Origin of the sequence: Roseobacter sp. HKCC-CH-9208, assembly GCF_037805125.1 — a bacterium.
Taxonomy (GTDB): Bacteria; Pseudomonadota; Alphaproteobacteria; order Rhodobacterales; family Rhodobacteraceae; genus M30B80.
In genome coordinates this window covers 1,537,214-1,553,313 of sequence record NZ_JBBLYK010000001.1, presented here as the reverse complement: position 1 = coordinate 1,553,313, position 16,100 = coordinate 1,537,214, and the positions used below count along the sequence as shown (strand labels likewise).

Sequence of the window (16,100 nt, the reverse complement as noted above, 5' to 3'; positions counted from 1 at the left end):
CCCCCTTAGACCTTGATCTCGACATCCACGCCAGCGGCGAGGTCGAGCTTCATCAATGCATCCACGGTCTGTGGTGTTGGATCAACAATATCCAACAGACGCTTATGGGTGCGAATTTCCCACTGGTCGCGGCTCTTCTTGTCGATGTGAGGCCCACGCAAAACAGTGAATTTTTCGATCTTGTTTGGCAGCGGGATAGGCCCGCGCACCTGTGCACCCGTCCGCTTGGCGGTGTTCACGATTTCCTGCGTGCTAGCATCCAGAACGCGGTAATCAAACGCCTTGAGGCGGATACGGATGTTTTGGCTTTGAATGGCCATTACTCTGATCCTTTACGATTGAGAGGAGGGCAATGTGTCATCACATCCCCTCGTCAAACCGGTTTCAATTTGGGTGCGCAATTGCACCCAGCGGGTGAAGTTGGCACACGGGGTCTCCCCCGCGCGCCAATCTCAAATTTTAAGCGATGATTTTGGAGACCACGCCTGCGCCGACTGTGCGGCCGCCTTCGCGGATGGCGAAGCGCAGACCATCTTCCATCGCGATGGGGGCGATCAGCTCGACTTCGAACTTCAGGTTGTCGCCGGGCATAACCATTTCCGTGCCAGAAGGCAGGGTCACAGTGCCGGTGACGTCCGTGGTGCGGAAGTAGAACTGAGGACGGTAGTTCGCGAAGAATGGGGTGTGACGACCACCTTCTTCTTTCGTGAGGATATAGGCCTCAGCTTCGAACTTCGTGTGTGGCTTCACAGAACCTGGCTTGCAGAGAACCTGACCACGCTCAACGCCCTCACGGTCAACACCACGCAGAAGCGCGCCGATGTTGTCGCCCGCTTCACCACGGTCAAGCAGCTTGCGGAACATCTCAACGCCTGTGCAGGTCGTCTTGGAGGTGTCGCGGATACCAACGATCTCAATCTCGTCACCCACATTGATCACACCGCGCTCAACACGGCCCGTCACAACTGTGCCGCGGCCAGAAATCGAGAACACGTCTTCGATCGGCATCAAGAAAGGCTGGTCAACTGCGCGTGCAGGCGTTGGGATGTAGCTGTCAACAGCTTCCATCAACGCGCGGATCGAGTTCTCACCGATCTCTGCGTCACGACCTTCCATCGCCGCCAAAGCAGACCCTTTAACAACAGGAATGTCATCGCCAGGGAAGTCGTAAGAAGACAGAAGCTCGCGGATTTCCATCTCAACAAGTTCCAACAACTCTTCGTCATCAACCTGATCGACTTTGTTCATGTAAACAACCATCGCAGGGATACCAACCTGACGACCAAGCAAAATGTGCTCGCGCGTCTGTGGCATAGGGCCATCCGCCGCGTTCACAACCAAGATCGCGCCGTCCATCTGCGCCGCACCTGTGATCATGTTCTTCACATAGTCAGCGTGACCAGGGCAGTCCACATGCGCGTAGTGACGCGCATCTGTCTCATACTCAACGTGCGCAGTCGAAATCGTGATCCCGCGCGCCTTCTCTTCAGGGGCGCCGTCAATCTGATCATACGCCTTGAAATCACCAAAATACTTCGTGATCGCTGCCGTCAGTGTCGTCTTGCCGTGGTCAACGTGACCAATCGTGCCAATGTTCACGTGCGGCTTATTACGTTCAAACTTTTCCTTTGCCATGATGGCCTCCTTGTCTTGTTCAGAGCGGCGGGAAACTGCCCGCCCTACGGTTGGTGGGTAGGGCGGGGTCCACCCCGCCACCCTGGTTTAGGCGTATTTCGATTGAATCTCGTCCGAGATGTTCTGCGGAACAGGATTGTAGTGATCGAACAGCATGGTGAACTGCGCGCGGCCCGAAGACATCGAACGCAGAGTGTTGATGTAGCCAAACATGTTCGCCAACGGAACGAAGGCATTGATCGCAACAGCGTTACCGCGTGGCTCTTGGCCAGAAACCTGACCACGGCGCGATGTCAAATCGCCAATGATCGACCCTGTGTATTCTTCAGGGGTGACCACCTCGACCTTCATCATCGGCTCAAGCAGTTTCGCGCCTGCTTTTTTCAGACCTTCGCGCATACACATACGAGATGCGATTTCGAAGGCGAGAACGGAGGAGTCCACATCGTGGAATTTACCGTCCAAAAGCGCGACTTTGAAGTCGATCACAGGGAAGCCTGCGAGCGGGCCAGAGTCCATAACGGACTGGATGCCCTTTTCAACACCGGGGATGTATTCCTTAGGAACAGCACCACCAACGATGCGCGACTCAAAGCTATACCCTTCGCCGGGCTCAGTTGGCGTGATTTCCAACTTAACTTCCGCGTATTGACCCGAACCACCCGACTGCTTCTTGTGGGTGTAAGTATGCTCAACCGCGTGACCAATGGTTTCGCGATAGGCCACCTGGGGCGCACCAATATTCGCTTCCACTTTGAATTCACGCTTCAGACGATCCACCAGAATGTCGAGGTGCAATTCGCCCATGCCCTTCATGATGGTCTGGCCTGATTCAAGGTCAGTTTCCACACGGAAAGAGGGGTCTTCTGCCGCCAGACGCTGAAGACCTTGAGACATTTTCTCTTGGTCGTTCTTTGTCTTTGGCTCAATCGCGATCTCGATCACAGGATCGGGGAAGGTCATGGTTTCGAGAACCACAGGATCTGCCGCATCGCAAAGCGTGTCACCTGTTGTGGTTTCTTTCAGACCTGCCAAGGCGATGATGTCGCCTGCAAAGGCCTCATCAATCTCTTCGCGGTTGTTGGAGTGCATCATCATCATACGACCAACACGCTCTTTTTTGCCTTTGGTCGCATTGAGGATAGAACCGCCCTTTTCCAATTTGCCCGAGTAGATACGGGTAAAGGTCAAGGAGCCAACAAACGGGTCGTTCATGATTTTGAACGCCAGACCTGCAAAGGCCATGTTGTCATCTGCGCGGCGTGCAATGTTACGGGTTTCCGTCTCATCGCCTGGCTTAAAGCCCATGTAGTCAACCACATCGAGAGGGCCGGGCAAGAAGTCAATCACAGCATTGAGCAAAGGCTGAACGCCTTTGTTCTTGAACGCAGAGCCGCCCAACACAGGCACGAAGCTCAAGGACAAGGTGCCTTTACGGATCAGCTTGCGCAGGGTCGCGATGTCTGGCTCGTTGCCTTCGAGATAGGCTTCCATCGCCGCATCATCCTGCTCAACCGCATTCTCGATCAGGATCGAGCGCCACTCGTCAGCGGTATCCTGCAGGTCAGCGCGGATTGGCTGGCGCTTCCAAGATGCACCAAGGTCTTCGCCTTCCCAAACCCATTCTTCCATCGTGATCAGGTCGACAATGCCTTCCAGCTTGTCTTCGGCACCGATGGGGAAGTTCACAGGAACAGGTGTTGCACCTGTGCGGTCTTTGATCATCTTCACGCAGTTGAAGAAGTCAGCCCCGATCTTGTCCATCTTGTTGACGAACACGATGCGAGGCACCTTGTAGCGATCCGCCTGACGCCAAACGGTTTCCGTCTGAGGCTCAACGCCTGCGTTACCATCAAGCAAGCAAACCGCACCATCGAGAACGGCCAAAGAACGCTCAACTTCGATGGTGAAGTCAACGTGTCCAGGTGTGTCGATGATGTTATAACGGAACTTCGTGTCCGAAGTGCCTTCCGCGGATGGGTCTTCTTGCCACTGCCAGAACGTGGTGGTCGCAGCGGAGGTAATGGTGATCCCACGCTCCTGCTCCTGCTCCATCCAGTCCATGGTGGCTGCGCCATCATGCACTTCGCCGATCTTATGCGAGCGGCCTGTGTAATACAGGATACGTTCTGTGGTTGTGGTTTTGCCCGCGTCAATATGGGCCATAATCCCAAAGTTGCGGTAGCGCTCCAGCGGATATTCGCGTGCCATCTGGTGGTCCTCAGGCTAGAATTAAAATTACCAACGATAATGGCTGAACGCTTTGTTCGCATCCGCCATCTTGTGGGTGTCTTCACGTTTCTTGACGGCTGCGCCGCGTGCGTTGACCGCATCCACCAATTCGCCTGCAAGGCGCTCTTCCATGGTGTTTTCGTTACGGGCACGGGCCGCATTAATCAGCCAGCGGATCGCAAGCGCTTCACGGCGCTCAGGGCGCACTTCAACAGGAACCTGATAGGTCGCACCGCCCACACGGCGGGAGCGCACTTCAACAGCAGGTTTGATATTGTCGAGCGCTTCGTGGAACACTTCCACAGGCGCGCGCTTGAGACGCTGCTCAACGCGATCAAACGCGTTGTAAACGATCTTTTCTGCGACCGATTTTTTACCATCGATCATCAGATTATTCATGAACTTTGTCAGAACACGATCACCAAATTTGGCGTCGGGCAAAACTTCGCGTTTTTCAGCGCTGTGACGACGGGACATGTCTGTATCCTCTTACTTCGGACGCTTCGCGCCATATTTCGAACGACGCTGACGGCGATCTTTAACGCCCTGCGTATCAAGCACACCGCGCAGAATGTGATAACGCACACCTGGAAGGTCTTTCACACGGCCGCCACGGATCAGAACAACAGAGTGCTCTTGGAGGTTGTGTTTCTCACCAGGAATGTAGCTGATGACCTCAAAACCATTCGTCAGGCGCACCTTGGCAACCTTACGCATAGCCGAGTTCGGCTTCTTTGGCGTCGTGGTGTAGACGCGTGTGCATACGCCGCGCTTTTGCGGGCAGGATTCCAAGTGCTGCGACTTGGAGCGTTTTACTTTGGGCTGCCGCGGTTTACGGATCAGCTGTTGAATCGTAGGCATTCGGTTCCCCGTCTTGCTCATGTCAAAGGGCATCTTGCGTATGCAAAACACCAAAACCGCAAGCGCCCTTTCCCTACCTGGAGGCCGCCGCGGTGGAATTCTCAGAGGATCGAGGCATCAAATCGCCTGGATCATGACCACTCAGTTCTGTATCTCGGGCAAGCTCGCGCAACGCGCAAAATGCCGCTCATGGCGCGGCGTATAGGGGGAATCGTATGGGGTGTCAACAGCGGCAGGGTCTGCGCTAGTCCCGCTGCATTTGAGACGGGCCAGATATTGGGGCATCGGCCACTGCGGTTGCCGTCAGCGAGGCCGCCAACCGTTCAGCACGGCGCGCCACGCGATGTTCACGCAGCAACGTGAAAATGCCCGAGGCCACGACAATTGCAGCCCCAATTAAAGTCAAAAGATCGGGCCAATCCCCAAACGCGAAGAACCCCAAAATCAGCGCCCAAACAAGGGCGGTGTAGCGAAACGGCGCGACCACGCCAATTTCACCTACGCGCATGGTCATGATAGAAAACAGATAGCCCCCAATGATGCAGATTGCAGCGCCAATGATATAGGTCGCCTCAATCATGTTGATCGGTTGCCAATCTTCACTGATGGACAAAACCCCACCCGATAGGCCCACTGCAATGGCCGTGATAAAGGCCACACCCATCGAGGGGGCGTCGGGTGACAAGCGGCGGGTCAGAAGATCACGAATGGTCACAAAACCCACAGTCATCAGCGCATAGATGGAGTAGATGGTGAACCCCTCGCCCCCAGGTTTTACGATCAGCATGACACCTGCAAAACCAACCGCAATGGCCAGCATCCGCCGCCACCCGACAGGTTCGCGGAACACGAGAAAGGCAACCAACGTCACACTCAGCGGCAGAGCCGCCAGAATTGCGGCAACATTGGCCAAAGGCATATGGATCAATGCAATCATAAACGTGATCATGGCGGCTATTTCGGCCAATATGCGGCTGATCACCTTGCCGCGATCCACAGGTGGAATGTTAAAGCGCAGCTTCCCCATCCACCAAAGCAGGGCCACCATCATAATGGCCGTTAGAACCCCCCGCAAAAAGATCATCTGAAACAGTGGCACAGTCTGAGTGACCAGTTTCACCAATGTATCATTGAGCGTAAAGGCGGCCATGGCGCCTGACATCAGCAATGCGCCCTTGATATTGGGTGTCAAAAACCGCGCTCCTTGGTGGTCTGAGCGAAAATCTAGGCTCAGTCATCGTCACTATTGGGGTCACTTTCGCGCAATCGCACAAGCGCATCAAGGGTCTTGATCGGTTGCAGCGCAAAGCGGTCGCGCATCAGGGTTTGTGCTTTGGTGATCTCCATCAACTCGGCAGTGGGGGGATAGAACGATTACTGTCATTCACCCCATGCAGCGTGCGCACGAACATCACATCATTTGGATCACACCATGTGCGCACATTGGCTGCAATCTTGCGATGGTTCCACCGATAAACATTGGCGAGACTGTCATTATGCGTGACCATCGCACTGGCCAATCCCAAGGGGCCGATTTCCGAAAATTCCCAATAGGGTTTTTCTTGGGAATTCATGTTCCAATAAATGCCACGATGAAAGGCGATAGCGGCAGGCGTGTCTTCATCAGCCCACCCCAGTTTCAACAACTGATCTGCGACCGCGCGTGTCTTGTCGATATAGTCACAGGCCACGGCATCATCGTCATCAATGCGAAACCCCGTGATGAATTTCGAATGACGATCCCACCCACGCCGAAAGGCGCGGCGGGTGGAGTTTAAAGGCCCCGCTGCCTTAAGGGTGCAAACCTGCAGGAAGGGATAAGGGCCCATCAAATCCTTCAGACGCCGCCGCCACCGATAGGGCATCGTATCCGCGATCAAAGCGATCAATTTGAAATCCTGATCCGTTTGAGCGGCCAAGGACTGGAGACAGATTTGTTCAAACAACACAAATCGCTGCTTCATGCGCGCAGGATCATAGAGCATGGCCTCTAGCGCCCATTGCTTCATAGTGGCCGAAGCAAAGCCACCTTCGCCCGCATAGGAAAAACGGCAGACGCCCACAATCTGATTGGATAAATTCTTGGCCATATGCCGCTTTCATTCCCAGTTTAGCACCCCAAGCTTACGAGATGGGCGCGCATCGGGAAAGAGGCGGTATAAAAAAGGAAACGCCCCATTGCGAGATCGCAACGGGGCGCTTCAATGGCTTACTGCGCATAGCGCAAGACGCTCTTACTCTTCGCCCTCGCTTGCAGCGTCTGCAGTGGCATCGGCCAGATCAGCATCGCTTGGTGCAGCCAGGGCTGCAGCGGCTTCTGCCTCAGCGCGGGCCGCCTCAATCACCTTGTTGTCACGCTCGGCTGCGATGCGGCGAACGCGCTGTGTCGCGCCGCCTGTGCCCGCAGGGATCAAGCGACCCACGATAACGTTTTCCTTGAGGCCAACCAACTTGTCGCGCTTGCCCTGCACCGAAGCCTCGGTGAGAACGCGGGTTGTCTCTTGGAAGGACGCCGCAGAGATAAAGCTACGAGTCTGCAAGCTGGCCTTAGTGATACCAAGCAACACGGGCTCACCTGTCGCTGGACGACCACCACGGGCTTCGACCTTGGCGTTCTCCTCATCGAATTCTGCTTTGTCGACATGCTCACCCTTCAGCAGCGTTGTCTCGCCTGAGTCGAGGATTTCAATTTTCTGCAACATCTGGCGCACGATCACTTCGATATGCTTATCGTTGATCTTCACACCTTGCAGACGATAGACGTCCTGCACCTCGTCAATGAGGTAATCTGCCAAAGCCTCGATCCCCATGATCCGCAAAATATCATGCGGTGCAGGGTTGCCGTCCATGATGTAATCGCCCTTCTGAACGAAATCACCTTCGACAACGGGGATGTGCTTGCCTTTTGGAACCATGTATTCCACGGGCTCCATTGACTCATCAACAGGCACAACACTGATGCGGCGCTTGTTTTTGAAGTCACGGCCAAAGCGCACATAACCATCAACCTCTGCGATGATGGCGTGGTCTTTTGGACGGCGGGCTTCGAACAATTCCGCAACGCGCGGCAGACCACCGGTAATGTCCTTGGTCTTTGCACCTTCGCGCGGGATACGGGCCACAACATCACCCGCCTCGACAGATTGGCCATCTTCCACCGAAAGAATGGCGTCCACCGACATCGGATAGGTCACAGGGTTGCCCTGATCATTGCGCACAGGTTCGCCATCGGCACCCACGATCAAGATTTCAGGCTTAAGTTCATTGCCCTTTGGCGCAGCGCGCCAATCCATCACGATCTTCTGGGTCATGCCAGTCGCGTCATCAGTTTCATCGCGAACTGCGATGCCGCTGACGAGGTCGACATATTTCACTGTGCCCGATTTCTCGGCGATGATTGGAAGGGTGTATGGATCCCACTCAAACAAGCGGTCGCCACGAGACACTTTCGCGCCCTCGGCCACGTGCACCTTGGTGCCGTATCCCAGTTTGAACGCGGCGCGCTCGACCCCGTTATCATCAATGATAGCAATCTGCATATTGCGGCCAACAACGATCACATCGCCTGCGGCGTTCTTCAGCGTGTTGGCGTTGCGATACTCAATTTTGCCTTCTTGACCGGCTTCTTGGAAACTCTGCTGGCCACCTTGTGCAACCCCACCAATGTGGAATGTGCGCATCGTCAGCTGTGTGCCAGGTTCACCAATGGACTGAGCCGCGATGATACCGACCGCTTCACCCACGTTTACACGCGTGCCGCGTGCAAGATCACGACCATAACAGACGGCGCAAACCCCCTCTTCCGCCTCACAGGTCAAAGGCGAACGGATTTTGATCGATGCAAGACCGGCGGCTTCCACCGCATCTGCCTTGCGCTCGTCAATCAGTTCACCCTTGGAGACGATCACTTCGCCCGTTGCAGGTGCGATGACGTCTTCGCCAGCCGAGCGGCCCAAAATCCGCTCTGCCAATGAAGAGACAACCTCGCCATCATTGATCGCTGCTTCAGCGGTGATTGTGGCATCAGTGCCGCAATCGACCATACGCACGATGCAATCCTGCGCCACGTCCACCAAACGGCGGGTCAAGTAGCCCGAGTTCGCCGTTTTAAGCGCCGTGTCAGACAGACCCTTACGGGCGCCGTGGGTCGAGTTGAAGTATTCAAGAACGGTCAGACCTTCCTTAAAGTTCGAGATGATTGGCGTCTCGATGATCTCGCCCGATGGTTTGGCCATCAGACCGCGCATACCACCCAGCTGCTTCATCTGCGTCACAGAACCCCGCGCGCCCGAGTGGGCCATCATGTAAACGGAGTTTGGCTCGGACTCTGCGCCATTCTCATCGAATTTCTTCGCCGAGATGGTCGCCATCATCGCATCAGTGACTTTGTCGTTGGCCTTCGACCACGCATCAATCACCTTGTTGTATTTCTCACCTTGGGTGATGAGACCGTCCATATATTGCTGTTCGAATTCCTTCACTTGGTCGCGGGTTTCATCAACCAACGTCCATTTCGTGTCAGGAACAACCATGTCGTCCTTACCGAAGGAGATACCTGCACGGAACGCTTCACGGAAACCAAGGCTCATGATCTGGTCACAGAAAATGACGCTCTCTTTTTGACCGCAATAGCGATAGACAGTGTCGATGACCTGCTGCACTTCTTTTTTGCGCAGCAAGCGGTTCACCAATTCAAACGGCGCTTTTGCGTTTAGCGGCAGAAGCGCGCCAATGCGCAAACGGCCAGGCGTGGTTTCAAACCGCTGGTAAACCTCGTTGCCCTCGTCATCAATTTGCTTGATGCGCGCGGTCACTTTGGCGTGCAGATGCACCTCACCTGCGGTCAGGGCGTGCTCGACCTCCTCGATGGAGGAGAAGGACATGCCTTCACCCTTCATGCCTTCGCGTTCCATGGTCACATAGTAGAGACCCAAAACCATGTCCTGAGACGGCACAATGATCGGTGCGCCGTTTGCAGGCGACAGAACGTTGTTCGTGGACATCATCAAAACGCGGGCTTCAAGCTGCGCTTCAAGGCTCAATGGAACGTGAACGGCCATCTGGTCGCCGTCAAAGTCTGCGTTAAACGCAGAACAGACCAAAGGGTGCAGCTGAATAGCCTTACCTTCAATCAAGACAGGCTCGAATGCCTGAATGCCCAAGCGGTGCAAGGTCGGCGCGCGGTTCAAAAGAACGGGATGCTCGCGGATCACTTCGTCCAAGATATCCCAAACTTCGGGGCGCTCTTTTTCAACCAATTTCTTGGCTTGCTTGACTGTCGAAGACAGGCCCTTGGCTTCAAGGCGCGAATAGATAAACGGCTTGAACAGTTCCAAGGCCATTTTCTTTGGCAGGCCGCACTGGTGAAGTTTCAGCTCAGGGCCCGTCACAATGACCGAACGGCCGGAGAAGTCGACCCGCTTACCCAAAAGGTTCTGACGGAAACGACCCTGCTTGCCCTTGAGCATATCAGACAGCGATTTCAGCGGGCGCTTATTGGCACCTGTGATCACGCGACCACGGCGGCCATTGTCAAACAACGCATCTACAGATTCCTGCAACATCCGCTTTTCGTTACGGATGATGATGTCAGGTGCGCGCAATTCGATCAGACGCTTCAGACGGTTGTTGCGGTTGATCACGCGGCGATAAAGATCGTTCAAATCCGATGTCGCGAAACGACCACCATCAAGCGGCACAAGCGGACGCAATTCTGGTGGGATCACGGGGATCACTGTCAGCACCATCCATTCTGGGCGGTTGCCAGACTCGATGAAATTCTCAACAATCTTGAGGCGCTTGATGATCTTCTTCGGCTTCAACTCACCGGTGGCTTCCTTAAGGTCTTCGCGCAGCTGTGCTGCTTCAGCCTCAAGGTCGATATTGGCAAGCATTTCGCGGATCGCTTCCGCGCCGATATTTGCTTGGAATGCATCAGACCCATAAGCGTCCTGCGCATCCAAGAACTCTTCTTCGGACAAAAGCTGACCATAGCTCAGATCGGTCAGACCTGGCTCAATCACCACATAGTTTTCGAAATACAGGATCCGCTCCAGATCACGCAGCGTCATATCCAGCATCAGGCCAATGCGGGATGGCAGCGATTTCAGGAACCAAATATGCGCAACAGGTGCAGCCAATTCGATATGGCCCATGCGTTCGCGGCGTACCTTTTGCAAGGTCACCTCAACGCCGCATTTTTCGCAGACAACGCCACGATACTTCATGCGCTTATATTTGCCGCACAGACATTCGTAATCTTTTACAGGTCCAAAGATACGCGCGCAGAACAGGCCGTCACGCTCGGGCTTAAATGTGCGGTAGTTGATCGTCTCAGGCTTTTTGATCTCGCCATAAGACCAGCTGAGAATACGCTCAGGGCTGGCAAGCGAGACTTTAATCTCGTCAAACGCTTTTGGCGCGACAAGCGGGTTGAACGGGTTGTTCGTGAGTTCCTGGTTCATTTTCAAATCCTTGAATTCGGGCAGAGAGATGGGGGATCACGCAGCGGCGGGGACGGGCCCCGCCAACCGCTTACTCTTCATCCTCCGCATCCAGGAGTTCCATGTTGAGGCCGAGGCCACGCACTTCCTTGACGAGAACGTTGAACGATTCAGGCACGCCTGCTTCGAAATTGTCCTCGCCTTTGACGATCGATTCATAGACCTTGGTGCGGCCTGCAACGTCATCCGACTTAACAGTAAGCATTTCCTGCAAGGTGTATGCAGCGCCATAAGCCTCCAAGGCCCAGACCTCCATCTCACCAAAGCGCTGCCCACCGAATTGCGCCTTACCGCCGAGCGGCTGTTGAGTGACAAGGCTGTATGGCCCTGTCGAGCGCGCGTGGATTTTGTCATCCACGAGGTGATGCAGTTTCAGCAGGTATTTCACACCCACGGTGACGGGACGAGCGAATTGCTCACCCGAGCGGCCATCGTAAAGAACCGATTGGCCCGATGTGTCAAAGCCCGCGCGGGTCAGCGCATCGTTTACATCGGCCTCTTTTGCGCCGTCAAATACAGGCGTTGCAATCGGAACACCGCGGGTCACGGTTGAAGCGGACTCAACCAATGCTGTGTCGTCCAGATCGGCAAAGGCCTCGCCATACACCTCATCACCATAAGCGATTTTGAGGGCATCGCGCACAGGCGTCATGTCACCAGAGCGGCGATATTCGTCCAAGGCTTCGTCAATCTTCAGACCCAGACCGCGTGCGGCCCAACCCATATGGGTTTCCAAAATCTGACCCACGTTCATACGCGAAGGCACGCCGAGAGGGTTCAGAACGAAATCAACAGGGGTGCCATCTGCAAGGAAAGGCATATCCTCCATCGGAACCACTTTCGAGATCACACCCTTGTTGCCGTGACGGCCCGCCATCTTATCACCTGGCTGAAGCTTGCGCTTCACGGCGATAAAGACTTTGACCATTTTCATCACGCCTGGAGGCAGGTCATCGCCGCGGCGAACTTTCTCGACCTTATCCTCAAAACGATGATCCAAGGTGCGCTTCTGTGCGTCAAACTGTTGGTTCAGCGCCTCTACTTCAGCGGCGTCTTTTTCATCACCAAGGGCAAGCTGCCACCACTGGCCGTGGCTGAGCGTTTCAAGCAACTCTTCCGTGATCTCAGACCCTGCTTTGACGCCTTTTGGCCCTTTTACCGCAGTTTTGCCAAGCAGCATGGACTTGAGGCGCGCATAGATGTTGCGCTCAAGAATTGCCAACTCGTCATCACGGTCGCGTGCCAGACGCTCGACAATCTCGCGCTCAATTTGCAGCGCACGCTCGTCCTTGTCGACACCATGGCGGTTGAAAACGCGCACTTCCACGACTGTCCCGAAATCACCCGGTGGCAGGCGCAAAGATGTATCACGCACATCAGACGCTTTTTCACCAAAGATCGCCCGCAGAAGTTTTTCTTCTGGGGTCATTGGGCTTTCACCCTTTGGCGTGATCTTACCAACAAGAATGTCACCGGGCCCAACTTCGGCGCCGATATAGACGATGCCCGCCTCATCGAGGTTGCGAAGGGCTTCTTCCCCTACGTTTGGAATGTCGCGGGTTATTTCCTCAGGCCCAAGCTTGGTGTCACGGGCAGCAACTTCGAATTCCTCGATATGGATCGAGGTGAAAACGTCATCACGCACGATGCGCTCGGAAATGAGGATCGAGTCTTCGTAGTTGTAGCCATTCCATGGCATGAACGCGACAACCACGTTCTTACCCAAGGCCAATTCGCCCATATCGGTCGAGGGGCCATCGGCAATCACTTCACCTTTGCCAACACGATCGCCCACTTTCACCAAGGGGCGCTGGTTGATGCAGGTGTTCTGGTTTGAGCGCTGGAATTTACGAAGGCGGTAAATATCCACGCCCGCATCGCCCAGTTCCAGATCTTCGGTGGCGCGCACAACGATACGTTCTGCATCGACTTGATCGATGATCCCGCCACGTTTGGCCATGATCGCCGCACCAGAATCGCGTGCAACAACACTTTCGATGCCTGTGCCTACGAAAGGCGCGTCAGCTTGCAACAGCGGAACCGCCTGACGTTGCATGTTCGAGCCCATCAAAGCGCGGTTCGCGTCATCGTTTTCCAAGAATGGAATGAGCGAGGCAGCAACCGAAACCAACTGCTTGGGCGATACGTCAATCAGGTCAACCTGATCGCGCGGTGCAAGCGTGTATTCGCCCGATTGACGGGTGTTCACCAGATCATTGATGAACTTGCCGCTTGCGTCCAAGGTCGCGTTGGCCTGCGCAACTGTGTGGCGCATTTCTTCGGTCGCGGACATGTAGACGACCTCATCGGTCACTTTGGTGCCCACAACGCGGCGATATGGCGTTTCGATGAAGCCATATTTGTTCACCCGCGCGAAGGTCGCAAGCGAGTTGATCAGACCAATATTGGGCCCTTCTGGCGTTTCAATCGGGCACATACGGCCATAATGGGTTGGGTGAACGTCACGAACCTCGAACCCTGCGCGCTCGCGCGTCAGACCGCCAGGCCCAAGAGCCGACAAGCGGCGCTTGTGGGTGACTTCCGACAGCGGGTTGGTCTGGTCCATGAACTGAGACAACTGGCTTGAGCCAAAGAATTCGCGAACAGCCGCAGCGGCGGGTTTCGCGTTGATAAGATCCTGTGGCATCACAGTATCGATTTCGACCGAGGACATACGTTCCTTGATCGCGCGCTCCATACGAAGCAGGCCCACGCGATACTGGTTCTCCATCAATTCACCCACCGAACGCACGCGGCGGTTGCCCAAATGGTCAATATCGTCAATGTCGCCCTTGCCATCGCGCAGTTCAACCAAGGCTTTGATGCAGGCAACGATATCTTCGCGGCGCAGAATGCGGGTTGTGTCAGGCGCATCGAGATCGAGGCGCATGTTCATCTTAACGCGACCAACGGCAGACAGATCATAGCGCTCGCTGTCGAAGAACAGCGTGTCAAAGAGGGCGCTTGCCGCTTCAACGGTTGGTGGCTCGCCTGGGCGCATGACCCGATAGATATCCATCAACGCACCTTCGCGGTTCATGTTCTTATCAACCGCCATAGTGTTGCGGATATAGGCGCCAACATTGATGTTATCGATGTCGAGAACTGGGATGTCGGTGATGCCCGCATCCATCAGATCCTTCAGCGTGCCACCCGTGACATTGCCATCCTTGTCGGTTTCCCATGTCAACTCGTCCCCAGCTTCGACATAAATCGCGCCAGTTTCTTCGTTGATGATATCCTTCGCAACAAAGCGGCCCACGATGTGATCGAAAGGGACCAACAGTTCGGAGACTTTACCCTCATCAATCAGCTGCTTCACAGCGCGCGGGGTGATCTTCTTGCCTGCCTCAGCGATGACTTCACCCGTGGCTGCATCAACAAGATCAAATGTAGGACGGGTGCCGCGCACGCGCTCGGGGAAGAACTTGGTTGCCCAACCTTTGTTCTTAACAGAGCGGAACATCACAGTGTCATAATAGGCATCCATGATGCCTTCTTGATCCAAACCAAGCGCATAAAGCAGCGTGGTCACTGGCAATTTGCGGCGGCGGTCAATGCGCGCAAATACGATATCCTTGGCGTCAAACTCGAAATCCAACCAAGAGCCGCGATAAGGGATGATGCGGCAAGCAAACAAAAGCTTGCCCGAAGAATGGCTTTTGCCTTTGTCATGGTCGAAGAACACACCAGGGGAACGGTGCATTTGGCTGACGATCACGCGCTCGGTGCCGTTCACGATGAACGTGCCATTTGGCGTCATCAAAGGCATATCGCCCATGAACACATCTTGCTCTTTGATGTCTTTGACGGATTTTGCGCCCGTATCCTCGTCAACATCAAATACGATCAAACGCAAGGTCACCTTGAGCGGCGCAGCATAAGTCAAATCGCGGCTTTGGCATTCCTCGACATCAAACTTCGGGGCTTCCAATTCGTATTTAACGAATTCCAAAACCGAAGTTTCGTTGAAATCTTTGATCGGGAAAACCGACTGGAAAACACCCTTGATGCCTTCACCATCCAAAGGCGTGTCTTGGTCGCCTGATTTCAGGAAGAGGTCATAGGAAGATTTCTGAACCTCGATTAGGTTCGGCATTTCCAATACTTCACGGATTTTGCCATAAAATTTGCGAATGCGCTTCTGGCCTGCGTAGGTCTGAGCCATGCTCTGATACACCTTTCGTTTCTTTCGCTCCACGCGCACCGTCGGGGCCACGGCACGGGGGGCTTTGAAACAAGCGGATGGAGGATCCATTCATGCCTGCCGTCCCACCGGCAAGCTCCCGATCCTGCACCACACCTAGAAGAAGGTCTTGGCCACCAAGGCCCTCATCTAGGTGAGGATGGCTGGACAGGAAAAACCCACCCAGCCACATCGCAACATGGGGAATGCGCCAAGCGCATTCCTTCCATGATTACTTGAGTTCGACTTCTGCGCCAGCTGCTTCGAGCTTGGCTTTGATGTCGTCTGCTTCTGCTTTTGCAACGCCTTCTTTGACGGCCTTGCCACCTGCTTCAACGAGGTTCTTCGCTTCAACGAGGCCAAGACCTGTGATGCCGCGAACTTCTTTGATGACAGCAATTTTATTGCCGCCAGCAGATTTCAGGATAACGTCAAATTCGGTTTTCTCTTCAGCAGCTGCGCCGGCGTCACCACCAGCAGCAGGGCCTGCCATCATGACAGCGCCGCCTGCAGCAGGCTCGATGCCATATTCGTCTTTGAGGTAGTTCTTCAGTTCTTGTGCTTCGAGAAGGGTTAAGCCCACGATCTCTTCGGCAAGTTTTTTGATATCAGCCATTTTTCGGTTTCCGTATCTAAATTTGTGATCCAACGTCATGCGACATAGCCAAACATAACGGGTCTCA

At 54.7% G+C, this 16,100-nt stretch carries 10 protein-coding genes; all 10 read right to left on the bottom strand.

Annotated elements, in window-relative coordinates; genetic code table 11:
- Positions 1-5: 5 nt before the first annotated feature.
- On the bottom strand, positions 6-314 hold the full coding sequence (rpsJ, locus tag AAC621_RS07760; protein WP_010400227.1) for a 30S ribosomal protein S10: 309 nt from the start codon (positions 312-314) through the stop codon (positions 6-8).
- A gap of 145 nt (positions 315-459) precedes the next feature.
- Entirely contained in the window at positions 460-1,635 is a 1,176-nt protein-coding gene (tuf, locus tag AAC621_RS07755; RefSeq protein ID WP_340243653.1) for an elongation factor Tu, read from the bottom strand.
- An 87-nt stretch (positions 1,636-1,722) separates the two neighbouring features.
- Positions 1,723-3,846 (bottom strand): elongation factor G, encoded by a 2,124-nt coding sequence (gene fusA / locus AAC621_RS07750; protein ID WP_340254012.1) that lies wholly within the window; start codon positions 3,844-3,846, stop codon positions 1,723-1,725.
- 27 nt (positions 3,847-3,873) lie between these two features.
- A complete protein-coding gene (gene rpsG, locus AAC621_RS07745) occupies positions 3,874-4,344 on the bottom strand; it encodes a 30S ribosomal protein S7 (protein WP_317657479.1) in 471 nt (156 codons plus the stop codon).
- Positions 4,345-4,356: 12 nt separating this feature from the next.
- A complete protein-coding gene (gene rpsL, locus AAC621_RS07740) occupies positions 4,357-4,728 on the bottom strand; it encodes a 30S ribosomal protein S12 (RefSeq protein WP_150420941.1) in 372 nt (123 codons plus the stop codon).
- Between the two features lie 244 nt (positions 4,729-4,972).
- Entirely contained in the window at positions 4,973-5,920 is a 948-nt protein-coding gene (locus tag AAC621_RS07735) for a DMT family transporter (protein ID WP_340254009.1), read from the bottom strand.
- 154 nt (positions 5,921-6,074) lie between these two features.
- Positions 6,075-6,818: a glycosyltransferase gene (locus AAC621_RS07730; RefSeq protein WP_340254006.1), complete on the bottom strand. Its 744-nt coding sequence runs from the start codon at positions 6,816-6,818 to the stop codon at positions 6,075-6,077.
- Between the two features lie 144 nt (positions 6,819-6,962).
- Entirely contained in the window at positions 6,963-11,192 is a 4,230-nt protein-coding gene (gene rpoC, locus AAC621_RS07725) for a DNA-directed RNA polymerase subunit beta' (RefSeq protein ID WP_340254003.1), read from the bottom strand.
- Positions 11,193-11,262: 70 nt separating this feature from the next.
- A complete protein-coding gene (gene rpoB, locus AAC621_RS07720) occupies positions 11,263-15,399 on the bottom strand; it encodes a DNA-directed RNA polymerase subunit beta (RefSeq protein ID WP_340254000.1) in 4,137 nt (1,378 codons plus the stop codon).
- A 250-nt stretch (positions 15,400-15,649) separates the two neighbouring features.
- Positions 15,650-16,033 carry a 50S ribosomal protein L7/L12 gene (gene rplL, locus AAC621_RS07715; RefSeq protein ID WP_317657484.1) on the bottom strand — a complete coding sequence of 128 codons (384 nt, stop codon included), beginning with the start codon at positions 16,031-16,033 and terminating at the stop codon, positions 15,650-15,652.
- Positions 16,034-16,100: the final 67 nt, after the last annotated feature.